This is a genomic window from Burkholderia sp. JPY481 (assembly GCF_038900515.1).
In the GTDB taxonomy this organism is placed as follows: Bacteria; Pseudomonadota; Gammaproteobacteria; order Burkholderiales; family Burkholderiaceae; genus Paraburkholderia; species Paraburkholderia youngii.
On record NZ_JAYMRT010000001.1, the window covers coordinates 998,611 to 1,022,483 of the forward strand.

Annotated in this window: 21 protein-coding genes and 2 tRNA genes; 15 read left to right on the plus strand and 8 right to left on the minus strand. The window is 66.4% G+C overall.

The annotated features are described in order from the left end of the window. Positions 1–357 precede the first annotated feature (357 nt). The 5 genes from VSR82_RS04570 to VSR82_RS04590 all read left to right on the plus strand — a co-directional run bounded on the left by VSR82_RS04570 (position 358) and on the right by VSR82_RS04590 (position 7,271). Positions 358–3,576 (plus strand): Rne/Rng family ribonuclease, encoded by a 3,219-nt coding sequence (locus tag VSR82_RS04570; RefSeq protein WP_429458446.1) that lies wholly within the window; start codon positions 358–360, stop codon positions 3,574–3,576. Positions 3,577–3,767: 191 nt separating this feature from the next. Further along, complete coding sequence (moaA, locus tag VSR82_RS04575; protein ID WP_429458444.1) at positions 3,768–4,877, plus strand: GTP 3',8-cyclase MoaA; 1,110 nt, start codon at positions 3,768–3,770, stop codon at positions 4,875–4,877. An 11-nt stretch (positions 4,878–4,888) separates the two neighbouring features. Further along, positions 4,889–5,515, plus strand: coding sequence for a molybdenum cofactor guanylyltransferase MobA (gene mobA / locus VSR82_RS04580; protein WP_429458442.1), 627 nt, complete (start codon positions 4,889–4,891; stop codon positions 5,513–5,515). 61 nt (positions 5,516–5,576) lie between these two features. Further along, the gene (gene moeA / locus VSR82_RS04585) at positions 5,577–6,893 is read left to right on the plus strand and encodes a molybdopterin molybdotransferase MoeA (protein WP_429458440.1); all 1,317 of its coding nucleotides are present in this window, start codon (positions 5,577–5,579) and stop codon (positions 6,891–6,893) included. Positions 6,894–6,995: 102 nt separating this feature from the next. Beyond that, positions 6,996–7,271: a hypothetical protein gene (locus VSR82_RS04590; RefSeq protein WP_008923126.1), complete on the plus strand. Its 276-nt coding sequence runs from the start codon at positions 6,996–6,998 to the stop codon at positions 7,269–7,271. 56 nt (positions 7,272–7,327) lie between these two features. Here VSR82_RS04590 and VSR82_RS04595 read toward each other — a convergent pair whose 3' ends face one another. The 5 genes from VSR82_RS04595 to pncB form a co-directional block, all read right to left on the minus strand. After that, positions 7,328–8,776, minus strand: a complete 1,449-nt coding sequence (locus VSR82_RS04595) for a DNA recombination protein RmuC (protein WP_429458438.1) — start codon at positions 8,774–8,776, stop codon at positions 7,328–7,330. After that, positions 8,773–9,762, minus strand: coding sequence for a 2-hydroxyacid dehydrogenase (locus VSR82_RS04600; RefSeq protein WP_368586545.1), 990 nt, complete (start codon positions 9,760–9,762; stop codon positions 8,773–8,775). The genes VSR82_RS04595 and VSR82_RS04600 overlap by 4 nt, the downstream gene beginning before the upstream one ends. Positions 9,763–9,810: 48 nt before the next feature. After that, positions 9,811–11,247 carry a sodium:proton antiporter gene (locus tag VSR82_RS04605; protein ID WP_429458436.1) on the minus strand — a complete coding sequence of 479 codons (1,437 nt, stop codon included), beginning with the start codon at positions 11,245–11,247 and terminating at the stop codon, positions 9,811–9,813. Between the two features lie 91 nt (positions 11,248–11,338). After that, on the minus strand, positions 11,339–12,001 hold the full coding sequence (locus VSR82_RS04610; protein WP_429458434.1) for a LutC/YkgG family protein: 663 nt from the start codon (positions 11,999–12,001) through the stop codon (positions 11,339–11,341). A gap of 188 nt (positions 12,002–12,189) precedes the next feature. After that, positions 12,190–13,386 carry a nicotinate phosphoribosyltransferase gene (pncB, locus tag VSR82_RS04615; protein WP_176105439.1) on the minus strand — a complete coding sequence of 399 codons (1,197 nt, stop codon included), beginning with the start codon at positions 13,384–13,386 and terminating at the stop codon, positions 12,190–12,192. A 290-nt stretch (positions 13,387–13,676) separates the two neighbouring features. Here pncB and fdxA point away from each other — a divergent pair, with 290 nt between their 5' ends. The 8 genes from fdxA to VSR82_RS04655 all read left to right on the plus strand — a co-directional run bounded on the left by fdxA (position 13,677) and on the right by VSR82_RS04655 (position 18,233). After that, a complete protein-coding gene (fdxA, locus tag VSR82_RS04620) occupies positions 13,677–14,000 on the plus strand; it encodes a ferredoxin FdxA (RefSeq protein WP_429458432.1) in 324 nt (107 codons plus the stop codon). 115 nt (positions 14,001–14,115) lie between these two features. Beyond that, positions 14,116–14,191: transfer RNA gene (locus VSR82_RS04625), tRNA-Asn, on the plus strand. A 62-nt stretch (positions 14,192–14,253) separates the two neighbouring features. Then, positions 14,254–14,329 (plus strand) — tRNA-Asn (locus tag VSR82_RS04630). 154 nt (positions 14,330–14,483) lie between these two features. Continuing rightward, positions 14,484–14,960 (plus strand): CreA family protein, encoded by a 477-nt coding sequence (locus VSR82_RS04635; RefSeq protein WP_368586549.1) that lies wholly within the window; start codon positions 14,484–14,486, stop codon positions 14,958–14,960. Between the two features lie 126 nt (positions 14,961–15,086). Then, positions 15,087–15,929, plus strand: a complete 843-nt coding sequence (locus VSR82_RS04640) for a helix-turn-helix transcriptional regulator (RefSeq protein WP_368586550.1) — start codon at positions 15,087–15,089, stop codon at positions 15,927–15,929. A 187-nt stretch (positions 15,930–16,116) separates the two neighbouring features. After that, positions 16,117–16,878, plus strand: a complete 762-nt coding sequence (locus tag VSR82_RS04645; RefSeq protein ID WP_368586551.1) for an AzlC family ABC transporter permease — start codon at positions 16,117–16,119, stop codon at positions 16,876–16,878. Continuing rightward, the gene (locus tag VSR82_RS04650) at positions 16,875–17,198 is read left to right on the plus strand and encodes an AzlD domain-containing protein (RefSeq protein WP_429458429.1); all 324 of its coding nucleotides are present in this window, start codon (positions 16,875–16,877) and stop codon (positions 17,196–17,198) included. Before VSR82_RS04645 ends, VSR82_RS04650 begins: the two co-directional genes overlap by 4 nt. Before the next feature lie 267 nt (positions 17,199–17,465). Further along, the gene (locus VSR82_RS04655) at positions 17,466–18,233 is read left to right on the plus strand and encodes a DUF4088 family protein (protein WP_176105434.1); all 768 of its coding nucleotides are present in this window, start codon (positions 17,466–17,468) and stop codon (positions 18,231–18,233) included. A gap of 30 nt (positions 18,234–18,263) precedes the next feature. Here the strand turns inward: VSR82_RS04655 and VSR82_RS04660 are convergent, their stop codons facing one another. The 3 genes from VSR82_RS04660 to VSR82_RS04670 all read right to left on the minus strand — a co-directional run bounded on the left by VSR82_RS04660 (position 18,264) and on the right by VSR82_RS04670 (position 21,397). Continuing rightward, positions 18,264–20,402, minus strand: coding sequence for an ATP-dependent helicase (locus tag VSR82_RS04660; RefSeq protein WP_429458427.1), 2,139 nt, complete (start codon positions 20,400–20,402; stop codon positions 18,264–18,266). 120 nt (positions 20,403–20,522) lie between these two features. After that, positions 20,523–20,786: a hypothetical protein gene (locus VSR82_RS04665; RefSeq protein ID WP_410849580.1), complete on the minus strand. Its 264-nt coding sequence runs from the start codon at positions 20,784–20,786 to the stop codon at positions 20,523–20,525. 92 nt (positions 20,787–20,878) lie between these two features. Beyond that, a complete protein-coding gene (locus VSR82_RS04670; RefSeq protein ID WP_429458425.1) occupies positions 20,879–21,397 on the minus strand; it encodes a hypothetical protein in 519 nt (172 codons plus the stop codon). A 357-nt stretch (positions 21,398–21,754) separates the two neighbouring features. Here VSR82_RS04670 and VSR82_RS04675 point away from each other — a divergent pair, with 357 nt between their 5' ends. Together VSR82_RS04675 and VSR82_RS04680 are read left to right on the plus strand one after the other, a co-directional pair. After that, on the plus strand, positions 21,755–21,973 hold the full coding sequence (locus tag VSR82_RS04675; protein WP_013090085.1) for an RNA-binding S4 domain-containing protein: 219 nt from the start codon (positions 21,755–21,757) through the stop codon (positions 21,971–21,973). 295 nt (positions 21,974–22,268) lie between these two features. After that, on the plus strand, positions 22,269–23,684 hold the full coding sequence (locus VSR82_RS04680) for an MATE family efflux transporter (protein WP_498857505.1): 1,416 nt from the start codon (positions 22,269–22,271) through the stop codon (positions 23,682–23,684). Positions 23,685–23,873: the final 189 nt, after the last annotated feature.

Here is a 23,873-nt window from a genome sequence, read left to right on the forward strand (position 1 = left end):
ACCCCCAGCAGGAAAAGACGCGCCGCCTGCGCGAACTTCCCGTTGCGGCATGACCGCGGACTTCGGCCCTCCGCTCGTGCGCCTAGTTGGCGCGCCGGCTTCACAGGACGAAGACTTATGAAGGTCTGCTGGCTAAACGCGGCGTGTCAGGCCATGATTTGAAGCCGTGTTCGCATGTGCCCTGCGGCACCGTGCCCATCTTTTAATCGGGCCGGGCCCTCTCAGGCAATTCTCCCGCCATCTTTCCCGCTCCAGCGTGCTTGTGAAAACACAATAAGACGCGGCACGCCTGCCCTTTACGCTCTCGCGACTGACAACCGCGCAGCCGGGCCGGCGAGGCCGCTCTGGAGCCGTTCAATGAAACGAATGTTGTTCAATGCGACGCAGCAGGAAGAACTGCGCGTCGCCATCGTCGATGGGCAAAAACTCATCGACATTGACATCGAAACCGCCGGGCGCGAACAGCGCAAAGGCAATATTTACAAGGGCATCATCACGCGCATCGAGCCGTCGCTCGAGGCCTGCTTCGTCAACTACGGCGAAGACCGCCACGGCTTCCTGCCGTTCAAGGAAGTCGCCCGCCAGTACTTCCGCGAAGGCGTCGACATGCGTTCCGCACGCATCCAGGACGCGCTGAAGGAAGGTCAGGAACTGATCGTCCAGGTCGAAAAGGAAGAACGCGGCAACAAGGGCGCAGCCCTGACCACGTTCATCTCGCTCGCCGGCCGCTATCTGGTGCTGATGCCGAATAACCCGCGTGGCGGCGGCGTGTCGCGCCGGATCGAAGGCGACGACCGTCAGGAACTGCGCGAAACCATGGCGCAGCTGCAACTGCCGGAAGGCATGAGCATCATCGCGCGCACGGCTGGTATCGGCCGCAGCGCCGAAGAGCTGCAGTGGGACCTGAACTACCTGATGCAGCTGTGGCGCGCGATCGAAGCCGCGTCGCAAAGCGGCACGGCCGGCCAGCCGATGCTGATCTATCTGGAATCGAGCCTCGTGATCCGCGCGATTCGCGACTACTTCCAGCCCGATATCGGCGAAATCCTGATCGACACGACCGAAATCCATGACCAGGCGCGCGCCTTCATGGACATCGTGATGCCGGACAACGTCGGCAAGGTGAAGCGCTACCACGACGACGTGCCGCTGTTCTCGCGTTTCCAGATCGAGCACCAGATCGAGACCGCGTACTCGCGCACGGTGCCGCTGCCGTCGGGCGGCGCGATCGTGATCGACCACACCGAAGCGCTCGTCGCAATCGACGTGAACTCGGCGCGCGCTACCAAGGGCGCCGACATCGAGGAAACCGCCGCGCGCACGAACCTCGAAGCCGCCGACGAAGTCGCCCGCCAGCTGCGTCTGCGCGACCTGGGCGGCCTGATCGTGATCGACTTCATCGACATGGAATCGGCCAAGAGCCAGCGCGAAGTCGAGCAGCGACTGAAAGACGCGCTGAAGCATGACCGCGCCCGCGTCCAGATGGGCAAGATCTCGCGCTTCGGCCTGATGGAGCTGTCGCGCCAGCGTCTGCGCCCGGCGCTCTCGGAAGGCAGCCACGTCACGTGTCCGCGTTGTAACGGCACGGGTCACATCCGCGATACCGAATCGTCCGCGCTGCAAGTGCTGCGGATCATTCAGGAAGAAGCGATGAAGGAAAACACCGCCGCGATCCACTGCCAGGTGCCGGTCGAAGTGACCGCCTTTCTGTTGAACGAGAAGCGCGCCGAAATCAACAAGATCGAGTCGCGTTTCAAGGTCAACGTCGTGCTGATCCCGAACAAGCACCTCGACACGCCGCACTACAAACTCGAGCGTCTGCGTCACGACGACGCGCGCCTCGACGATCCGCGCGCATCGTGGAAGATGGCCGAAGAAGCGGCCCGCGAGCTCGAATCGGAAACCGGCTACAGCAAGCGCACCGAGGAAGTGAAGCCGAAGCAGGAAGCGGCGGTCAAGGGCATCACGCCCGAGAAGCCGGCTCCGAGCGCACCGGTCCGCCCGGCGGCCACCCCCGCTCCGGTCGCGGTGACACCGGCCAGCGGCGGCTTCATTGGCTGGCTGAAGAATCTGTTCGGCATGCAGCCGGCTGCTCCGGCACCTGCCGCGCCGGCCACGGCCGACAAGCAGGGCCGTCCGCAACGCGGCGAACGCACCGAGCGCGGTGAGCGCACGGGCGAGCGCGGCGGCGATCGCAACCGCAATCGCCGTGGCGGCGCAGGGGGCCGCGACGCGGCAGCGCGTGGCGAAGGCGTCACCGGCGGCCGTCAGGCGCAAGGTCAGCAGCCGTCGCAGCGTCGCGAGGAACGGGAAGGCCGCGAGGCACGCGAGGGCCGTGAGCCGCGCGCGCCGCGTGAGCAACGCGAACCGCGTGAGGCTCGTGAAGGCCGCGAACCGCGTGAGACTCGCGAGCCGCGTGAAGCACGCGAACGCGACACCCGCGGCGCCGAGCGCGTGGAAGCCGTCGAAGGCACGGCACGCGCCGAACGTCAGGAACGCGGTGAGCGCCGCGAGCGTGGTGAACGCGCTGAACGCGTCGAGCGTGGCGAGCGTCGCAAGCCGCAGGCGGAAGCCGCCGCGGCGCTAACCCAAACCGACACGCAAGCCGCCGACGAACTCGCGCGCAACCGCGCCGCAGCCGGTGAAAACGGCGTGCCGGTCGACCAGGAAGCGGTCGCGCGTGACGGTGAAGAGCGTCGTCGTCGCCGTCGCGGCCGTCGTGGTGGTCGTCGCGAGCGTGAAGAGGACGTGAATGGCAACCTCGCGGCGGACGTCGCGGAAGCGGAAGGTGACAACGTTGCCGCCAGCGACGAAGCGCCGGTGCGTATCGAGCAGCCTGTCGAGCACACGCCTGCGGCCAGTGAAGCGAAGGACGTGACCCCGGTCGAAGTGGTGGTCGCCGCTGTCGCAACGCAAAGCGCCGTCGTCACCGAACTGCATGCGGCAGCCGAAACGCCGGCTCTCGCCGCGGAAAATGCCGCGAAGACCGAAAAGGTCGTGCCGGTCGAGCAGGCTCCGGTGGCGGCGCAACCGGCTATCGAAACGCCGGCGCAAGCAGAGCAAGCCGCGCCGGCCGCGAGCGAACCGGTCGCGCCGGTTGCCCCGGTCGAACCTGCCGCACATGCCGAATCGCCGGCAGTCGAGCCGGCGCTGGAAGCGCAACCGGCCGTCCCGAGCGAACCGCAAGCCGCCCCGGCTGCGCTCGACACCGCGGCTCCGGCCACGATCGTCGAGGCACCGGCAGCCGTGCCGGCACCGCAGGCCGAGATCGTCGAGCCGCAACCGGTCGTCGCACCGGAACCGGCCGTGGCCGAACCGGCGCACGTCGCTGCGGCCCCGCAGCCGGCGCCCGTGCGCAGCGCAGCGCCCGCCGCCGCATCGGCCGATGCATTGCAGCCGATCCTCGAGCAAGCTGGCCTGATCTGGGTGAACACCGACGCCGACAAACTGCGTGCCGCGCAGGAAGCGGCGGCGCAGACGGTCAAGCCGCCGCGCGTCGTCCGCGAGCGCAAAGCGCTGCCGCCGGTCGACAACACTCCGATGCAACAGGTCGAGACGATCAAGCATCCGCAGTAAGCCGCGTCGTTGTACGTGAAAAAGCCCGCCCTTCCCGGCGGGCTTTTTTTTGGGACGTTTTGTCCTGGCCGCAAGGCGCGCCACGTCGCTCCCCGTATACCCCGACAACGCGCGCCGTCCGCCTGCCATCACGGGCATTTCCGATAGAATTAATCATCCGCGATCCGTTCAAGCCTCTGACGAAGCACTCCATGCCACGACGCATCATCCCTGTTGCCGATCTCAGCGCGGCGCCGGTCATCACCGGCCCAGTGCAGGCGCCTAGCGGCGCGCTGCACGATGCGCTCGCGCGTCCGCTGCACGACCTGCGCATCTCGGTGACGGACCGCTGCAACTTCCGCTGCGTCTACTGCATGCCGCGCGCGGTGTTCGACAAGGACTATGCGTTCCTGCCGCACAGCGCGCTGCTGAGTTTCGAGGAGATCGAGCGGCTCGCGCAGCAATTCGTCGCGCATGGCGTCGAGAAGATTCGCCTGACGGGCGGCGAACCGCTGCTGCGCAAGAACCTCGAGTTCCTGATCGACCGGCTCGCCCGCTTGAGCACCCCTGCCGGCCGCCCGCTCGATCTCACGCTGACCACCAACGGCTCGCTGCTCGCGCGCAAGGCGCGCAGCCTGAAAGACGCCGGCCTCACGCGCGTGACCGTCAGCCTCGACGCGCTCGACGACGCACTGTTTCGCCGCATGAACGACGCCGACTTCGCGGTCGCCGACGTGCTCGACGGCATCGCCGCCGCTCAGGCGGTCGGGCTCGCCCCGATCAAGGTGAACATGGTCGTCAAACGCGGCACCAACGACGGCGAAATCGTCCCGATGGCGCGTCATTTCAGAGGCACGGGCGCGGTGCTGCGCTTCATCGAGTACATGGACGTCGGCACCTCGAACGGCTGGAACATGACCGAAGTGCTGCCTTCCGCCGACGTCGTCACGCGCATCGCCGAGCATTTCCCGCTCGTTCCGCTCGAAGCGCACAGCGCCGCCGAAACCGCGCAACGCTGGGGTTATGCCGACGGCGGCGGCGAGATCGGCGTCATTTCGAGCGTCACCCGCGCGTTCTGCGGCAATTGCACGCGCGCGCGTTTGTCGACCGAGGGCAAGCTGTACCTTTGCCTGTTCGCATCGGGCGGGCATGACCTGCGCGCGCTGTTGCGCGGCGGTGCGAGCGATGCCGAGATCGCCACCGCGATCGCCGAAATCTGGCAGGGCCGCAGTGACCGCTACTCGCAGCTGCGCGGCAGCCAGCCGGCCGATTCGAGCGAGCCGGCCGGGCGTCGCGTCGAAATGTCCTACATCGGCGGCTGAGCGGCCGGCGCATGTCCATCCCCCGCGAACAGATCACCGGCCTCGTGCTTGCGGGCGGGCGCGGCACGCGCATGGGCGGCGTCGACAAGGGGCTGCAGCCGCTGCACGGTGAAGCGCTCGCCGCTCACGTGCTACGACGCCTCGCGCCGCAGACCGGCCCGCTGATGATCAGCGCGAACCGCCATCCCGACATCTATGCCGCGCTCGGCGCGCCGTATCGCGCGACGGTCGTCGCTGATCCGCTGCCCGACTTTCCCGGCCCGCTCGCCGGCATGCTCGCCGGACTGCGTGCCGCCGGCACGGCCTACCTGCTGAGCGCGCCCTGCGATTCGCCGTGGCTGCCGGCCGACCTCGCCGTGCGCCTCGCTGATGCGCTCGACGCGAACCACGCCGATATCGCGACCGTCACCACCGTCGACACTCATGGCGAAACTTCGCTGCACCCAGTGTTCGCGTTGATGCGCACCGCCGTCGCGGACGACCTGGCCGCCTGTCTGGCCGCAGGGGAACGCAAGGTCCGCGCGTGGTACGCGCGCCACAAGACGGTCGAAGTCGTCTTTGCCGACGAGCGCGCGTTCTACAATGCCAACTCGTTACAAGAACTCGCCGACCTCGAACGTAATCGAGGCCCCGGCTGACATCCGCTCCGGCCGCACGGCAATAGCCGCGCCCGTCTCCGGTCGCGACGCCCAGCCATTCATGACCACGCTCAACGACTTTTCACGCTGCGTCGCGCAGTACGATCCTCATGCGCTACCCGTCCCGGCCGCTCAGGCGATCGTCCGGCAGTGGGCGACGCCCGTGGCGGCCGTCGAGCGCGTGGCGTTGCGCGATGCGCTCGAGCGCGTGCTCGCCGCCGACATCGTGTCGCCGATCGACGTGCCCGCGCACGACAACTCCGCGATGGACGGTTACGCGTTTAATCACGCGGCGCTCACGGCCGGTATGCGAGGCGGCGCGGACAGCGTCGAGCTGACCGTCGCCGGCAAGGCGCTCGCGGGCCATCCGTTCACGGGCCGCGTCGCGGCGAACCAGTGCGTGCGCGTGATGACGGGCGCCTGCATACCCGCCGGCTGCGACACCGTCGTGCCGCAAGAGCGGGTCGAGCGCGACAGCGCAGATTCCCCTTCGATCCGCTTCGCGGCCAGCGCGGTCGCGGCGGGCGCGAACCGCCGTCGCGCCGGCGAAGATCTCGCGCGCGGCCACGTCGCGCTGCATGCCGGGCGCATCGTGCGCGCGTCGGACCTCGGCCTGCTCGCGTCGCTCGGCATCGGCGAAGTCAGCGTGCGGCGGCGTCTGCGGGTTGCGTTCTTTTCGACCGGCGACGAGCTGCGCTCGCTTGGCGAGCCGCTCGACGCCGGCTCGGTCTACGACAGCAACCGCTACACGCTGTTTGCAATGCTGCGGCGCCTGAACGTCGACGCGCTCGATCTCGGCGTCGTGCGTGACGAGCCGGCCGCGCTCGAAGCCGCGCTGCGCAGTGCCGCGGCCAATGCCGACGTGGTGCTGACTTCGGGCGGCGTGTCGGTCGGCGAAGCGGACTTCACGAAGCAACTGCTGCAGACTTTCGGCGACGTCGCCTTCTGGAGTCTCGCGATGCGCCCCGGCCGGCCGCTCGCGTTCGGCCGCCTGTGGTCCGGCGCCCAGCCAGGGCTCGGCAAACCTGCGTTATTCTTCGGCCTGCCCGGCAATCCGGTCGCCGTGATGGTGACGTTCTATCAGATCGTGCGCGAAGCGCTGCTGCTGACGGCCGGCGCGACGCCACGGCCATTGCCGGTGATTCACGCGACGAGCCGCGTGGCGGTGAACAAGCGCGCGGGCCGCACCGAATTCCAGCGCGGCATCGCCGAACAGGACGCGCACGGACACTGGCACGTGAGCCCGACCGGTTCGCAAAGCTCCGGCGTGCTGAGTTCGATGAGCGAAGCGAACTGCTTCATCGTGCTCGGCCACGACGAGGGCGAAATCGACGTCGGCGATCGCGTGTCGATCATGCTGTTCGACGGTCTCATCTGACGTTCCAGGCGGCGCATCGATCGCACGACATCGGCACTACATCAGCATCTGATCCGCACTCCACCCACTACCACTACTAAGACACACTGGGGTTTGACTTACATGAAAAAACAGATCTCGTTCATCGCACCAGGACAGACGGCCAAAGCGCTGATCCTCGTGTATCTGACGTTCTCGGTGCCGATCGTGCTGCTCGGCGTGGTGGTCGCTTTCGTTCGCTATGGTTCGGTGGAGCTGAGCACGGTATTTAGCGCGCTGCTGTTGAACGCGATCCTCGGCTTCGTGCTGTTGTGGATCGCGTGCCACGCCTACAACTGGGTCGCGTCGCGCTTCGGCGGTATCGAAATCCATCTGGCCGACGCACCGGAAGAAGCGTGACGGGCGATGCGCTGGCGCGTCGGGCCAAAAGAGCCCGGATTCCAGCGCTTCACCCGTCATTGCTCATCGGGTTCCACACCCGACAGCGCATCCCCAAGCAACCCGCTCGCCTCCTCGCCCGGTAACGCCTCGACGTCGCGCAGTTTGCGGTTCATCATGCGCGTACGCGTTTCGGCGGCCTCGATCGAACGTGTGACGGTTTCGAGCTGCGCCTTGGTCTTCGCGAGCACGTCGCCGAATTTGCCGAACTCCGTCTTCACCGCGCCGAGCACCTGCCACACCTCGCTCGAACGCTTTTCGATCGCGAGCGTGCGGAAACCCATCTGCAGACTGTTGAGCAACGCGGTCAGCGTGGTCGGCCCCGCAATCGTCACGCGATAGTCGCGCTGCAGCAGATCCGAGAGCCCCGGCCGGCGCAGCACTTCGGCGTACAGGCCTTCGGTCGGCAAAAACAGCAGCGCGAAGTCGGTCGTATGCGGCGGCGCCACGTACTTCTCCGCGATGGTGCGCGCCTCGGCGCGAATCCGCACTTCGAGTGCGCGCGATGCTTCCTCGACCGCAACGGGATCGGCGCGCTCCTGCGCTTCGATCAGCCGCTCGTAATCCTCGCGCGGGAATTTGGCGTCGATCGGCAGCCATACCGGCGTATTCGCGCCGCCGGGTTCCGGACGCCCCGGCAGTCGAATCGCAAACTCCACGCGATCACCGCTCTTCGGCACGGTCGCAACGTTCTTCGCGTATTGATCGGCGGTGAGCAGTTGTTCGAGCAAGGCTTCGAGCTGCACTTCACCCCACGTGCCGCGCGTCTTCACGTTGGTCAGCACGCGCTTCAGATCGCCGACACCGGCCGCCAGCGTCTGCATTTCGCCGAGCCCGCGATGCACCTGTTCGAGCCGGTCGGACACCAGCTTGAACGATTCGCCGAGCCGTTGCTCTAGCGTCGCATGCAGTTTTTCGTCGACGGTGCGGCGCATCTCCTCGAGCCGCGTCGCGTTGTTCGCCTCGATGTCCTTCAGACGCTGCTCGATCGTCGCGCGCACTTCGGCGAAGCGCCGGTCGTTCGCCTCGGTCAGTTGGCCGAGTTGCAGGCTCAGCGTGTCGCCGAACTGCTTGAGCGAGCGGCCCTGCTCGTCGCGCGCCTGCTGCGCCTGCGCCTGCAGGCTGTGACGCACGGCATCGAGCTGCTGCGCGAAGCCGTCGATCTTGCCCCCCTGCACCGTGGTCATGCTGCTGAACTGCGCGGCGAGGGTCTGCTGAAACTGCGCGAAGCCGCCGCTCTGCTCGGTGCGCGACACGCGCGCGGTCTCGGCGATGTCGTTGCGCAGTTGCCGCTCGAGCCGCTCGGCGGTATGCACTTGGGCGTCGACGACGGCATCGACGCGTGCGTTCAGCATCTCGAACTGCTCGTGCTGCTCCGTGCGGTCGTGACCGCGCATCAGCAAGGCCAATGCGATCACGAGGGCGACCGCCAGCACCGCGACGGCCGCCACCAGAATCATCGTCATGAACGCGCCTTGCCGATCACGTCGGGGTTGATCGGATTCGGCGGCTGACCGGCGCGCGGTCCTGCGCCGAGCCCGGCGATCAGATTGTCCGCGGCGAGGTTCGCCATCGCGCGGCGAGTGGTTTCGGTCGCGCTCGCGATGTGCGGCGTCAGCACGACGTTCGGCACGCTTAGCAGCGCCGGATGCAGATTCGGTTCGCCCTCGAACACGTCGAGACCAGCGGCCGCGATGCGCCTGTCGCGCAGCGCTTCGGCCAATGCCGCATCGTCGACGATGCCGCCGCGCGCGATGTTCGTCAGCGTCGCGCTCGGCTTCATCAGCGCGAGTTCGGCCGCGCCGATCGTGTGGTGGTTGTCTTTGGTGTACGGCAGCACCAGCACGACGTGGTCGGCGCGCCGCAGCAGATCCTCTTTCGACACGTATTCCGCGTTCAGCTCGGCCTCGATTTGCGGCGCGACGCGCGAGCGGTTGTGATAAATGACTCGCATATTGAAGCCCTGCGCGCGACGCGCGAGCGCCTGGCCGATGCGGCCCATGCCGATCACACCGAGCGTCGAGCCGTACAGGTCGCTGCCGAGGAAGCCGTCGTAGCTCCACTTCTGCCAGAGTCCCGCGCGCAGCCAGTGCTCCGACTCGGCGATGCGGCGCGCGGCGGCCATCATCAGCGCCCAGCCGAAGTCGGCGGTCGATTCGTTCAGCACGTCCGGCGTGTTGGTGCCGAGCACGTTCGCCGCGTTGAACGCGGCCATGTCGAAGTTGTTGTAGCCGACCGCCATGTTCGACACGACGCGCAGACGCGGTGCCGCGGCGAGCACGCTCGCGTCGATCATCTCGCCGGCCGTCAGAGCGCCGTCCTTGTCCGCGAGACGGCGCTTCAGCTCGTCGGCGGGCAACACGTCGCCCTCGTTCCAGTCGACGTCGAAGTATTGTTTGAGCCGCTCGATCACATCGGGAAAGATCGAACGGGCAACGAGGATTTTCTGCATTGCAAGTCTCCGTATCGCACGCCGAGGGAGTGCCTCGGCGTTGCAGAGTCAGCGTCCAAAAAAGAGCCAGCCGGTGAGCGCGAACAACGGCAGCAACATCGCGCCCGACCAACCCATATACGCGAAAAAGCTCGGCATGCGCACGCCGCGCGATTGCGCCATCGCCTTCACCATGAAGTTCGGCGCGTTGCCAATATAGGTGTTCGCACCCATGAACACGGCGCCGGCTGAAATCGCCGCGAGCGTGGTTGCTCCGGTGGTCATCAACGTCTGCGCGTCGCCGCCGGCCAGGTTGAAGAACACGAGGTAAGTCGGCGCGTTGTCGAGAAACGAAGATAGCAGGCCGGTCGCCCAGAAGTACATGATGTCGCGCGGTTCACCGGACGGATCGTTGACCAGATGGACGATGCCCGCGAACGCGCCGGCATCTCCCGCGCGCAGGATCATGATGACCGGCACGATCGTCACGAAGATGCCGGCGAACAGTTTGGCGACTTCCTCGATCGGCGCCCAGTTGAAGTCGTTACCGGCACGGGCGGCGCGCGGCGTCCACGCGAGCGATAGCAGCGTGACGACAATCAGCGCGGCGTCGCGCACGATGTTTTGCAACGCGACGTGAGTGCCGAGCACGTCGAATGTGATTTGCGGGCGCCACAGTCCGCTCATCAGCACGAGCGCGATCGCCGCGGCGAGCAGCACGAAATTGATCTTGCCGTCGATGCCGAGCGGCGCGCCGTCGGGCGTCGGGTCGAGGAAGGCCGAACGTGCCTCCTCGCGCTGGTGAAAGTAGTACGAGTCGAGCGCGTAGAAAGCGGCGAGCAGCATGCCGCTCACGAACAGCATCGGAGCCGCCAGATGCGTGGTGGTCCAGAAAAAACTCACGCCTTCGAGAAAGCCGAGGAAGAGCGGCGGATCGCCGAGCGGCGACAGCGCGCCCCCAATGTTCGCGACTAGGAAGATAAAGAACACGACCACGTGGGTCACATGGCGGCGATTGTCGTTGGCGCGCAGCAGCGGGCGGATTAGCAGCATCGCCGCGCCGGTCGTCCCCATCACGCTCGCGAGCAACGTGCCGAGCGCGAGAATCGCGGTGTTCAGGCGCGGCGTGCCGTGCAGATTGCCGCGTACGCAAATGCCGCCCGCGACGGTGTAGAGCGCGGTCAGCAGAATGATGAACGGGATGTACTCGTCGAGCATGGCATGTGCGAGCGCGCCTAGCGCGGCGCTCGTGCCGAAGCTCACGGCGAACGGCACGATGAACGCGAGCGCCCACGCCGCGGCGATCTTGCCGTAATGGTGATGCCAGAAGGCTGGCGCGATCAGCGGAAAGATCGCGATCGACAGCAGCACACCCGCGAAGGGCAAGCCCCACAGCGCAGACAAGCGCGCACCGTCGAGCGTCGCGGCATGCACGGACGGCGCGCACAGCGCGAGCGTGGAGGCAACGGCGAGCCACAGGCTCAGACGACCAGACTGTGAACTCATGCCGATACAGGACTTGCCACGGTTTGCCAGCGCACATACGACAGATACCGCGTGCTTCGCATATGCGTTAGCAAGTCGCCGCCCGACGCGTTCAAGCATCCTGCACGACGATCGCATGCACCCGGTAAGGGCCGTGCGCGCCCAGCACGATGGTCTGCTCGATATCGCCGGTGCGCGACGGCCCCGACACGAAATTGACCGCACGCGGCAGCTCGCCGCGTTCCTTGCGGATCAGGCCGAACGCCTCCTCATGACCCGCGACGATGCGCGACGCCGGCACGATCGCGATATGCGTCTCCGGCAGCAGCCCGGCCGACGCATACGTCTCGGGTCCGGAGAGCAACACGAGCGTGCCGGTCTCCGCGGTCGCGCAGAAGCAGCCGGTGAGGCCAACCACGTCGTTGTCCTGGGGTTTGCGAAATTCAACGGCGAGGCCGGCTTCGGCCCACGGCAGATCGCGCAGCGTTTGCCATCCGATGGCCTGCAGCGGCAAGCCGTGTTGGGTCAGGTAGCGATGCGCGGCGGCGGGCACATCGGCGAGGGTTTGAACGGTGTCGACGGTGGTCGACATCTTCTGCGCTTCTTCGATGAACTGTGCGCGCAGATCGACGGGGATGTCCGGACGCGGACCGGCCGGATGACGCGCGAGATAGTCCGCCGCGGCTTCGCGCTCGGCGGCGCTCGGCTCGGGCTCGCGCCCTTGCGCGGCGCGGATACGCGCCAGGATGTTGCGGCGGGCAATCGATGTGTCCATGGGCGAAATCCTCGTGTCGACAGCCGTGCGATATGGCGAGGATTATACCGGCGGCCTTGCAAGCAAACACCCTGGCCGAACGGCATATTGCCGGGCGTCGAGAGTGCGGCGACACTGTTCCCTACACCACCCCGAACGCGAGCCGATCATGAACAGGCGATGAACCGAAAAGCAGGCCGCGAAGCGTGCTACTTGGCCGCCTCTTCTTCCGGCTGCGCGATGCCGAACACCTGGCGCAGATACGCGAGATACGCCTTGTCCTCGCACATGTTCTTGCCCGGCGAGTCCGACAATTTCGCGACAGGCTGACCGTTGCAGCGGACCATCTTGATCACGATCTGCAGCGGGTTGTAGCCGAGGTCGTTGGTCAGATTGGTGCCCACGCCGAACGCGAGCTTGCAGCGGCCGCGGAAGCGCTCGTATAGCTGCAGCACCTTCGGGATATCGAGCGCGTCGGAGAACACGAGGACCTTGGTGCGCGGGTCGCAGCGATTCGCCTCGTAGTGCTTGAGCAGGCGCTCGCCCCAGTCGAACGGATCGCCGGAATCGTGGCGAGCGCCGTCGAACAGCTTGCAGAAGTACATGTCGAAGTCGCGCAGGAACGCCTGCATGCCGTACACGTCGGAGAGCGCAATCCCGAGGTCGCCGCGATATTCCTTCGCCCACATCTCGAAGCCGAAGATCTGCGAGTCGCGCAGCCGCGGACCGAGCGCCTGGCAAGCCTGCAGGTACTCGTGCGCCATCGTGCCGAGCGGCGTCAGGCTGTGCTTCATCGCGTAGAAGACATTGCTCGTGCCGGCGAACTGCTCGCCGAGGCCGTCCTTCAGCGTGAGGATCACCTCCTCGTGCCATTGCTTCGAGAAACGGCGGCGCGTGCCGTAATCGGCGATCTTGCAGTCGGCGTATTCGGGACGCGCGCCGAGCAGTTGGATCTTGTCGAGCAGACGGCCGCGACCTACGTGATAGTCGGGCGTTTGCTGCGTGTTGCGGAAATACACTTCGTTGACGATCGCAAGCACCGGGATCTCGAAGAGGATCGTATGCAGCCACGGCCCCTTGATGTCGATGTCGATTTCGCCATTGCCCTTCGGCGACGGCGTGATCGAAATGTACTTCTCGTTCAGATGGAACAGCGCGAGGAACTCTATGAAGTCGCCCTTGATGAAGCGCATGCGGCGCAGATAGTCGAGCTCGTCGTCAGTGAAACGCAGCTCGCAGAGCTTGCGCACTTCGTCGCGAATCTCGCCGATGTACGGCACCAGATCGACGTTCGGCGTGCGGCAGCGGAAGCGGTACTCCACGTTCGCGGCGGGAAAATGATGCAACACCACCTGCATCATCGTGAACTTGTACAGATCGGTATCGAGCAGCGAAGTAATAATCATGATGGTACGAACTGGACCGCTGAAAAAACGAAAAGGGCTCACGGCACCCTTGCAACGGACGCGCTGAGGCGAGCGGCGCGCCAACCTGACGCATGTTACCCGAATGCGTCCGCATCCATCGTGCCACCGGCCTGCGCCGGTTGTCCGGGGCCGCTCGCGGCACCCCATAAACTAATCACAAAAACATATAAGACGCATGGGCCGATGTTTCATCTGCCTGTTGACGTTAAGTTACAATAACTCTTTTGGCGTCCGCGCCTTCCCTGATTCCGCATGCAGGAGCTGCCTGAATGACTCACGTTGTGACCGAAAGCTGCATCAAGTGCCGCTATACCGACTGCGTCGATGTGTGCCCGGTGGACTGCTTTCGCGAAGGTCCCAACTTCCTCGCGATCGACCCCGATGAATGCATCGACTGCGCTGTGTGCGTGGCCGAGTGCCCGGTGAACGCCATCTATGCCGAAGAAGACGTGCCGGGCGACCAGCAGGACTTCATCGCGCTGAACGCCGACCTGGCGAAAACGTGGCCCAGCATCACGAAGACCAAGGCGCCGCTGCCGGAAGCCGAGGAATTCAAGGACGTGAAGGAAAAGCTCGCGCTGCTCGCGCGCTGAGCGTGGCCGCCTGTCGCGCGCCTGCCCATTCAGATTTGATGAAGATGCGCGCAGGGGTATTGACAGGCGTTTAAGCCGCCTCTACAATTTCGCTTCTCTGCTGTTGTTGTTCTGTTCCTCGATAGCTCAGTCGGTAGAGCGCCGGACTGTTAATCCGTAGGTCCCTGGTTCGAGCCCAGGTCGAGGAGCCAAGAATTGCAAAAGCCCGTTAACCAAGACGGGTTTTTTTATGTAGATCAAGTTGTACTGCTGTTCCTCGATAGCTCAGTCGGTAGAGCGCCGGACTGTTAATCCGTAGGTCCCTGGTTCGAGCCCAGGTCGAGGAGCCAAAATATTGAAAGGCCCGCATCCGTGCGGGCCTTTTTGTTTTTGCGCGCCGATCATCCCCTCACGCGCGCCGAACGCCGTTATAGGATGGCAGCTTCACGGCGCACGTTTTACCCTCCGGCGCCGGCTCACTCCAGACACTCAACCGGCACGCTCATGAAATCCACCTCGCTACACATCGCGCTCACGGGGATCGGCGCCCTGCTGCTCTCGTCGGCGCACGGCGAAGAAATCGCCAGCGTCAATACGAATTTTCACGTTACCGGCTCCGATCGTGTGGTCGTCGAAGCCTATGACGATCCCGCCGTGCAAGGCGTTACCTGCTACGTGTCGCGGGCGCGGACCGGCGGCGTCAAAGGCACGCTCGGAATCGCCGAAGATCCTACCGAGGCGTCGATCGCGTGTCGCCAGGTCGGGGAGCTGCATTTCACCGGCCCCATCAAGCAGAAGGACGACGTGTTCTCGGTCAGCATGTCGCTGATCTTCAAGTCGCTGCACGTGGTGCGAGTAGTCGACACGAAGCGCAACGCGCTGGTCTATCTGACCTACAGCGACCGTGTGGTCAGCGGCAGTGCGAAAAACAGCGTGAGCGCCGTGCCGATGCCGACCGGCACGACGATTCCGCTCAAATAACGCAAGTATCGTCAATTGACGGCGCGAGCGGCACGCGGCGCGACGCTGCGCGCCCGCGCGCCCATCGCCGTGCACACCCACGACACCACGACGCGTTAAACTGACCGGTCCTGCCGGACTTTCGTCATGACCGCCACCCCTCGTTTCCGCGATTCCGCCCGCTACTGGCGCACGCCGCTCCTGCCCGGCGCGGATCTGCTCACCGCCGAATATCACGACCACGAGTTCGCGCCGCATTGGCACGACGCCTACACGATCCCGGTGATCGTCGCGGGTGCGGAATGCTATCGGTATCGCGGCGAGAACCATGTCGCCGAAGCGGGCAGCGTGCCGATCATCAATCCGGGCGAGTTGCATACGGGGTCGAAGGCGGTCGAGGCAGGCTGGCGGTATCGCGTGATGTATGCGCCGGTCGAGTTCCTCCGCGCGCTTGCCGACGAAGTCGCCGGGAAACCGCAGGCCTTGCCGTGGTTTGCGCCCGGCGTGATCCGCGATCCCGATCTCGCGATGCGGCTCGGGCACGCGCACCGTCTGCTCGAAGCCGGCGACGACGCGCTCGCCGCCGAAGCCGCGATGCTCGACGCACTGTCCACCTTGCTGGTCCGCTATGCGCAGACGCGCCCCGCCTCCGCGCGCGTCGCCACCGACGATACCCGCGTCGCACTGATGCAGGAGCGGCTGACCGGCGACCTCGTCGAACCGGTGACGCTCGCCGAAGTCGCGAAGTCCGCGGGTCTGTCGCCGTTCCACGCGGCGCGGCTGTTCACGCAATCGACCGGCCTGCCGCCTCATGCGTGGCGCAATCAGGTGCGCCTGCAGCGCGCGCTCGCGCCGTTGCGCGCCGGCGTCCCGGTGACCGACGTCGCTGCCGCGAGCGGCTTCACCGATCAGAGCCATTTCACGCGGCATTTCCGGCGCATGTTCGGCGTGCCGCCGGGCCAATGGCAGGGCACACAGCGCGGCTCGTAACGCGACGCGGCACCGCCGTCGCGTGCGCCGCGCGCGGTGAGCATCGAGCCACAATTCACCGGCCTTCGCCAGCCCTTCACCAGCCATCCCCCCGCTACGCCGTAGCACCGCATCAGCACCCGCCGCAAGAACGTACAAGTCCGAGCGCCCGTCAGTCGCTATGCTTCCGAAATCAAGGAGGCTCAGATTGACCGATTCCACCCAAGGCCAGCCCACCCACGGCAGCCATCTCAAAGAATTCGCCGCCGGCGCGCGCGACATCATCCCGATGATGGTCGGTGCCGCGCCGTTTGGCGTCATTTTCGGCACGCTCGTGACGTCGGGCCCGCTGCATCTGTGGCACGGCCAGTTGATGTCGCTCGTCGTCTTCGCGGGCTCCGCGCAGTTCATCGCGCTCGGTCTGATCGCCGGACATGCGAGCTTCGCCGTGATCTGGGCGACCACGCTGGTCGTCAATCTGCGTCACGTGCTGTATAGCGCCACGCTCGCGCCGCACGTCGCGCATCTGCCGAAGCGCTGGCGTTGGGCGCTCGGCGCGCTGCTCACCGACGAAGTCTTCGCGGTCGCGTGGGAGCACTACCGGCATCGTGAGCCGGGCACCGTCGGTCCGTACTACTTCTTCGGCGCCGGCGTCGCGATGTATCTGAACTGGCAGCTGTGGACCGTCGCCGGCCTGCTGTTCGGCGCGGCCTTCCCGGGGCTGCAGTCGCTCGGCCTCGACTTCGCGATGGTCGCGACGTTCATCGCGATCGTCGTGCCGCAACTGGTCGCGCTGCGCTATATCGCGGCGGCCGTCACCGCCGGCACACTGGCATTTTTCTGGCAAGCTTGGCCGTACAAGCTCGGCCTGCTCGGCGCGGTGTTCGCTGGGGTCGCGGTCGGCGTACTGCTGTCGATGTCGCGTCTGAACCCGCGTGGCGCGCGCCGTCCGGTGGAGGCCACGCGATGAACTACGTCGCTCTGATCGTCGGCATGGCCGCGATTACATGGTTGATCCGCGCGGCCGTGTTCGTGCTCGGCGACCGCCTCGTGTTCCCGCCGCTGATGCGCACCGCGCTCAGCTTCGTGCCGGTGACCGTGCTAACCGCGATCATCGTCCCGATGGCCGTGTCGCCGCACGGCAACAACGCCGAGTTGACCTGGCGCAATCCGCAGCTGGTCGGCGCGCTCGCCGCGGTCGTCGTCAGTGCCGCGACGCGCAGGCCGCTGCTGACGATCGCAGTCGGTCTAGTGGTGTTCTTCGTGTGGCAGTGCGTAGTGCTGAAGTAAGCGCGCCCCTCCCCAGTCGCAGCGAGGCGCGCAAGCGCCCGAAGCACCCCTCCAAAGCCCGCGCCCGTCGCCGGGCCGCCCTCAAGTTTCCCGCCACCCCGCCGATATGCAGTCGAGGTCCGCTCATCGGGAATCGTCCCGTTGGTTACGCGGCAACAGCTTGAAATCGAGCGCGTCGGCAGCCGGCGTCGCGTCGCCTCGGTCCGGAAGTGACCGGGCGATCGTGCCACGGCGTGCCGCGCGCGGCCGCATTAAACGGGATAACACATGGGTCAAATCACCCTGAAACTGAAGGACGAGACCGTCGCGTCGCTGCGCAAAGACTTCGAGGCCTTTTTGCGGGTCTCGCTGAAGCTCGATCCGCAGTTCGCGACGCCGTCGTTCGAAGATTTCTTGCGCGCGAAGCTGCTCGACAACATGGTGCCGCTCACCGAACACGCGGTGCAGCGGATGCTGCAAGGCGGCCAGTACGCTTGGGCCAAACGCACGTTGGACAAAGAGTTTCCCGACGTCGTGTCGATCCTGATGCGCCAGGCGAGCGAGTTCGGCTTCGGTTTCGCGGCGCGCTCGGAATGGACGCCCGAGGAACTCACCAAGCAATGCCGCGACTGGGCCGCCGCGATCGTCAAGGAAGCGGAAGGCGACGCGACGCTGGTCGATCCGCTCGCCTCGCAGATCAAGAGCACGGTGCAGGACATCCAGGCGCTCGAGGAAGTGATGCAGACGCCGGCATGGCGGCTCGTCGAATCGCTGCGCCAACGCGTCTACGAGGCGAAGATCGCGTGCGAGACGAGCGTGGGCAGCACCGCGCGCGAGAAGCTCGGTGAACTGCGCGGGCTGTTGCGGCTCGGCATTTCGCACGGCACGTTTCAGAAGCAGGAAGCGCAGCAGATCATGGAGTATCTGCGGCTATTGAAGCCGGAGATTTTCGTCGAGGAGCCGTACGACGTGTTCTCGCGGCTCGCGGCATGGCTGCGCAATTTCTTCGTGCCGCCGCCTCCGGTCGCGCAGCAACAGCAGCGGCAGCCGCGTTGAGCTGCCACTGACCCGAGCGGCGCTAGCCGCTCAGTCCCACATCTTCCTGAGCTTCGCCGCGATCTCGATCTTCGCCTGCGCTGCGGCGGCAAGCCCCGCCGCGCTCGGCGCGCTCGCCACCGGCACGCGCGGCCACGCGTAGGCGTCGAAAAGCGGCAGCATCGGCGTGGCGATGAAGCGGGTGCGCGACGCCCACACATGGCGGTCGCCCAGATGCGTCTGGTTGTGCACGTAAAAGCGCTGCGGCACGACGATATGCAGGTCTTCCTTCGCGCGCGTCATCGCCACGTAGAGCAGGCGCCGCTCCTCGTCGATTTCCTCGTCGCTACCGGCGCCCAGATCGGACGGAATGCAGCCGTCGACGCCATTCAGCACGAACACGTTGCGCCACTCCTGGCCCTTCGCCGAATGGATCGTCGACAGGATCAGGTAGTCCTCGTCGATCAGCGGCACGCCGGATTCGTCGCTAGTGGCGTCGGGCGGATCGAGCGTCAGTTCGGTCAGGAAGCGCTCTCGCGACGGATACGTGCCCGCGATGCTTTCCATCTGCAGCAGGTCCGCGTGACGGATCGCGGCGTCCTCGTGATTGCGCTCCAGATGCGGTTCGTACCAGCGCCGCACCATCTCGAACTCGGCGGGCCACGGCGTTTGCCGGCCGTACACGCTCGACATCAGCTTGACGAACGGATGCCAGTCTTCCTGCGCCCTTGCGGGCGCCGCAAACGCGGCCAGCACACCGCCCGCGGTCGCGACCGGATCGCCGCCACCCGCGCGCGCGACGATGTCGTCGAGCACCTTCGCCGCGGTGGCCGGACCGACGCCGGGCAGCAGTTGCACGACGCGAAAGCCGGCGACGCGGTCGCGCGGATTCTCGGCCCAGCGCAGCACCGCGAGCACGTCCTTCACATGCACCGAGTCGAGAAATTTGAGCCCGCCGAACTTGACGAACGGAATGTTGCGGCGCGTGAGCTCGATCTCGAGCGCGGCGCTGTGATGCGCGGCGCGAAACAGCACCGCCTGCGACTTCAGCTTCACACCCTGCTCGCGCGCTTCGAGTACCTGCTCGACGACGTAGCGAGCTTGCGCCGCGTCGTCGGCGACCGTGACGAGGCGCGGGCGCTGCGCCGACGCCTTGTCGGTCCACAGATTCTTCGTGTAGCGCTCGCTCGCGAGTTCGATCACCGCGTTCGACGCCGCGAGAATCGGCTCGGTCGAGCGATAGTTGCGCTCGAGCGTGACCTGCTTCGCGGGCGGCTCGAACTGCGTGGGGAAATCGAGGATATTGCGCACGGTCGCGCCGCGAAACGAATAGATCGACTGCGCGTCGTCGCCGACCACGGTCAGGCCGCGGCCGTCCGGCTTCAGCGCGAGCAGGATCGACGCCTGCAGGCGGTTGGTGTCCTGGTATTCGTCGACCAGCACATGGTCGAAGCGCGCCGACAGATCGGCCGCGATGCTGGGCTCGGCGGCCATGTGCGACCAGTAGAGCAACAGATCGTCGTAGTCGAGCACGCTCTGCTTCTGCTTGGCGTCGACGTACGCGGCGAACAGCCGGCGCAGATCGTCTTCCCACTCGCGACACCACGGAAACGCGCTGTCCAACACCTGGCCGAGCGATGCGCCGGTGTTGACGACGCGCGAGTAGATCGCGAAGCAGGTGCCCTTCGCCGGCAAGCGCCGCTCTTTCGCGGACAGTCCGAGCTCGTGGCGCACGAGGTTCATCAGGTCGGCGGAGTCTTCGCGGTCGTTGATCGTGAACGCGGGCGCGAGGCCGATCAGATCCGCGTATTCGCGCAGCAGCCGCGCGCCGACGCTGTGAAACGTGCCCGCCCACGTCAGCCCTTGCGCGAGCGCGGCGCGTGCACCGACGGTGGTAGCCGCGGCGCCGGTGATGCGTGTCACGCGGCGGGTCATTTCGAGCGCCGCGCGGCGCGAAAAGGTCAACAGCAGGATGCGCTGCGGATCGGCGCCCTTCACCACCAGATTGGCGACGCGATGCGCGAGCGTGTTGGTCTTGCCGGAGCCCGCGCCCGCGATCACGAGCAGCGCGCCGGGCAGCGCGTCTGGCGTGTCGGTCCCGTATTCGACGGCTTCGCGTTGAGCGTCGTTGAGCTTGGCGAGCCAGGCGGCGGTATCGAACGACGGAGCGGATTCGGCGACGGTGGACACTGAGCGGTTTTTAACGGGTTGGATGGATTTTCAGGATGCGACGCATACTGTATATCCATACAACCCCATGCGACAAGCGCCCCTTTTTTGGGGTGCCTGCGCGCCGGTCTAAACCGCCCGCTACTGCTTCTTCGCGTCCTTCACGTTGGCATCAGCGGCGGCCTTGTCGGCGTCGGCCTGCGCGTCGGTTTTGGTCTTGTCCGCCTTCGCCTGGGCGACCGCGGCTTTCTTGTCGGCCTTCGCCTGTTCCTTCGCGGCCTTCTTGTCCGCGTGCGTGGCGGGTGCCGAAGCCGGGTCCGCGGTCTGCGCGAATACGGCCGATGACAGGCAAGCCGCGATCAGCGCGGCGTAAATGCGATTTCGGCTGGAACGGTCGATGTTCATTTTGAATTCTCCATGAGGCACAGCTTGCAAAGTGACAGACGCCCGCGGCGGGCGAGCCTCGCCGACCCACGCGCCGCGGCATCCTGCGGGGCTTAGTGCTTGACGTCCGCGCCGTCGGCCTGCGCGGCAGCCTGCCCTTCCATCTCCATCTTCATTTCGTTATTGGCGCTCTGTTTGTCAGCCTTCTGGTTCAGCTTGGCGCCGCGCACCTGCTCCTTGTACTGGTCCTTCGCGGCCTTTTGCTCCGCCTTCAGTTCCGCTTTCGAGGACTTCTTCGCCGCGCGATACTCGGCGCTGGCCTTCGCGTCGGCGTCGCGCTTCTGCACGAGCGGGTCGGTCGAGCCCGAAGCCGTCAGACGTGCCGGCGGCGGCGCGGCGACGCCTTGCGCGGCGGGCGCGCCCGGGACTTGCTGCATGCCTTGCGCCGAAGGCGGCACCTGCATGCCCTGGGCACCGGCCCCGGACTGCGGCGCCATCCCGGCGGCCCCCTGGCTCTGGATCTGCGCCTGACCGCCGATGCCTGTTGACGGCTGCGCGGTCTGCGCGACGGCGGCCGTCGCGGCAAAAGCAGTGAGGGCGGTACCGATCAGGAGCGTACGAATCTGGGTCATGGCAATCCTCTCTAGACTTAGTTGTGATTCGGGCGGACTCTCTGGCGTCGTGAAGACTGATGGTCCACGCGCCCCGCCAGGTCTGTGCGTCGCTGGATGGGTAGCCGGGGAGCGATCCCGGAATACCAGCGGGCTTTGCTGCTGAGGTGCACTTTAGGAGTGAAATCCATCCGGTGCGACCAGCGTTACGGAACGTTTCACTTTCCGACAACTGAATAACATCTACTTTCATTTGCTTGCGTGATGGCTCGCTGGATGCATCCGGAACAGGCGCGACGGCCCGGAGCCGCCGCGCCGCCGTGCACTTGCTTTATGATGCGAACCCCCAACGCGACCCGTGCCCAAGGTGCAAACGCCATGCCCAATCTCAATTTCACGCTGACCGGCGAGTACGTCGAACTGCACAATCTGCTGAAGATCACGGGCCTCGCGGATAGCGGCGGCTCCGCGAAGATGATGGTCGCGGACGGCGCGGTGATGGTCGATGGCCGGGTCGAGACGCGCAAAACCTGCAAGATCCGCGCGGGCCAGGTCGTGCTGCTCGGCGATACGCGGATCGCGGTCCACGAAGGCTGACGCCACTCCGGAAATTCGCAGGACGCCGCGCACCGGAACTGTGCGTTGTCCATCGACATCGCCCGGGCGAGGCAATAAGCTGTCGGTTTCGACAGGTAAACGACGGACCGCGCCACTGGCGAGGAGTCGGCTGACCGGCTCGTCGCCGCGCCGCGGAATTTCCCCGCCCGCTGCGCCACCGCTCCAACGCCCGTCGGAGCGCGGCGCGATGCAATGCGGCGCCGCTCGCGCCCGCCTTTCGCTGTCGCCACTGCTGTTGCCACCGCAGTGGCCAACTTTCGCCGCCAGGCATTCGATGACTCAACCCAGCTTCGCCCACGCGGCCAGCCGGCCGCCGACCCTATCCCGCCACGCGGCCGACACCGCGCGGCTCGCCGCGCCGCTCGCGATCGCGCAACTGTCGCAGATGGCGATGAGCGTGACGGACACGATCCTGCTCGGCTCGCTGGGCCCCGACGCGCTCGCCGCAGGCGGCCTCGGCGCCAACCTCTTTTTCGTCGTCGTCACGCTGCTGCAAGGCGTGCTGACCTCGGTCAGCGTCAGCGTCGCGCACGCGCGCGGCGCGCAGGACGACGGCCGCGTGCCGCATATCTACTGGACCGGTTTCCTGCTTTCCGTGCTGCTGGCGGTGCCCGCGTTCATCCTGTTGTCGTTCGCGTCGCACATCCTGCTCGCGTTCGGCGAGCCGGGCCTGCTCGCGCACAACGTCGGCCAATACGCGGCGGTGCTGCGCTGGGGCGCGCCCGCGAGCCTGATCGGCGTCGGCCTGATGCGCTCGTTCCTGCCGGCGATCGGCGCGGCGCGGCGGCTGCTGTGGGTGTCGATCGTGAGCGTCGGCGTGAACGGCTTCCTGAACTACGGGCTGATTCACGGCGCGTATGGGCTGCCGCGGCTCGGCTTTCTCGGCTCGGCGGCCGCGACCACGATCACCGTGTGGCTGACTGCGCTCGTGCTGATGGCGCTGCTTCATCTGCGGCCGCGCTTCCGGCATTTCGTCGTCGCGACGCGGCCGAAGCTGCCGCTGATGGGCGAGCTGTTCGGCATCGGCTGGCCGGTCGCGATCACCTACGGCGTCGAGTCGACGCTGTTCCTTGCCACCGGTCTGATGGTCGGCCTGCTCGGCGAATCGCAACTCGCCGCGCATCAGATCGCGCTGAACGTCGCGTCGGTCGCGTTCATGGTGCCGCTGTCGATCGGCCAGGCGGCCAATGTGCGGGTCGGCTACTGGGCCGGCGCCGGTCAGCCGCTCGCCGCGCGCCACGCGGGCTTCGTCGCGCTCGCGCTCGGCGTCGGCTTCATGTCGATGTCGGGTCTCGTGCTGATCACCGCGCCGCATTGGATCGTCGGGCTGTCTCTGCATCTCGACGATCCGGCCAACGCGCCGACCATCGCGCTCGCCAGTTCGCTGCTCGGCGTGGCGGCGATCTTCCAGATCGTCGACGGGATGCAGGCGGTAGGCTCCGGCTGTCTGCGCGGCCTGAAAGACACCCGCATCCCGATGATCGCCGCCGCATTCGGCTACTGGGTGATCGGTTTTCCGACCGGCTATCTGCTCGCGTTTCGCGCCGGCCTCGGCGCGCGCGGCTTGTGGTGGGGGCTCGCCGCAGGCCTCGCGAGCGTCGCGCTGCTGATGACGCTGCGTTTTCACAAGCTGAGCGGGCGGCAGCCGCCGACGGTGGCATCGGCCACACCGCCCGCGCACTCGGTCTGAGCAGTAGCGGCAAGCCTCGCTCCTGAAGCACTCCCTGTAAAAGGTAAAATGCCCGCCGCTGCACGCGAGCGCTAACCCGCGCTCATGCCACGAACCGCACGACGGCGCGCCTCACGAAGGCAGGCGCCGGACTGGCGCCGCCGGGACACCCCACCATTGCCCGCGACGCGTGCGGCTCCGACTGGCCGC

What these genes read in the sequence shown, in the direction of transcription:
- moaA (WP_429458444.1), top strand. Translation starts at nt 3,768, where the DNA reads ATGCCACGACGCATCATCCCTGTTGCCGATCTCAGCGCGGCGCCGGTC.
- VSR82_RS04650 (WP_429458429.1), top strand. Translation starts at nt 16,875, where the DNA reads ATGAACTACGTCGCTCTGATCGTCGGCATGGCCGCGATTACATGGTTG.
- moeA (WP_429458440.1), top strand. Translation starts at nt 5,577, where the DNA reads ATGACCACGCTCAACGACTTTTCACGCTGCGTCGCGCAGTACGATCCT.
- fdxA (WP_429458432.1), top strand. Translation starts at nt 13,677, where the DNA reads ATGACTCACGTTGTGACCGAAAGCTGCATCAAGTGCCGCTATACCGAC.
- VSR82_RS04610 (WP_429458434.1), bottom strand. Translation starts at nt 12,001, where the DNA reads ATGGACACATCGATTGCCCGCCGCAACATCCTGGCGCGTATCCGCGCC.
- VSR82_RS04675 (WP_013090085.1), top strand. Translation starts at nt 21,755, where the DNA reads ATGCCCAATCTCAATTTCACGCTGACCGGCGAGTACGTCGAACTGCAC.
- VSR82_RS04680 (WP_498857505.1), top strand. Translation starts at nt 22,269, where the DNA reads ATGACTCAACCCAGCTTCGCCCACGCGGCCAGCCGGCCGCCGACCCTA.
- mobA (WP_429458442.1), top strand. Translation starts at nt 4,889, where the DNA reads ATGTCCATCCCCCGCGAACAGATCACCGGCCTCGTGCTTGCGGGCGGG.
- VSR82_RS04640 (WP_368586550.1), top strand. Translation starts at nt 15,087, where the DNA reads ATGACCGCCACCCCTCGTTTCCGCGATTCCGCCCGCTACTGGCGCACG.
- VSR82_RS04590 (WP_008923126.1), top strand. Translation starts at nt 6,996, where the DNA reads ATGAAAAAACAGATCTCGTTCATCGCACCAGGACAGACGGCCAAAGCG.
- VSR82_RS04665 (WP_410849580.1), bottom strand. Translation starts at nt 20,786, where the DNA reads ATGAACATCGACCGTTCCAGCCGAAATCGCATTTACGCCGCGCTGATC.
- VSR82_RS04600 (WP_368586545.1), bottom strand. Translation starts at nt 9,762, where the DNA reads ATGCAGAAAATCCTCGTTGCCCGTTCGATCTTTCCCGATGTGATCGAG.
- VSR82_RS04635 (WP_368586549.1), top strand. Translation starts at nt 14,484, where the DNA reads ATGAAATCCACCTCGCTACACATCGCGCTCACGGGGATCGGCGCCCTG.
- VSR82_RS04570 (WP_429458446.1), top strand. Translation starts at nt 358, where the DNA reads ATGAAACGAATGTTGTTCAATGCGACGCAGCAGGAAGAACTGCGCGTC.
- pncB (WP_176105439.1), bottom strand. Translation starts at nt 13,386, where the DNA reads ATGATTATTACTTCGCTGCTCGATACCGATCTGTACAAGTTCACGATG.
- VSR82_RS04605 (WP_429458436.1), bottom strand. Translation starts at nt 11,247, where the DNA reads ATGAGTTCACAGTCTGGTCGTCTGAGCCTGTGGCTCGCCGTTGCCTCC.
- VSR82_RS04670 (WP_429458425.1), bottom strand. Translation starts at nt 21,397, where the DNA reads ATGACCCAGATTCGTACGCTCCTGATCGGTACCGCCCTCACTGCTTTT.
- VSR82_RS04655 (WP_176105434.1), top strand. Translation starts at nt 17,466, where the DNA reads ATGGGTCAAATCACCCTGAAACTGAAGGACGAGACCGTCGCGTCGCTG.
- VSR82_RS04595 (WP_429458438.1), bottom strand. Translation starts at nt 8,776, where the DNA reads ATGACGATGATTCTGGTGGCGGCCGTCGCGGTGCTGGCGGTCGCCCTC.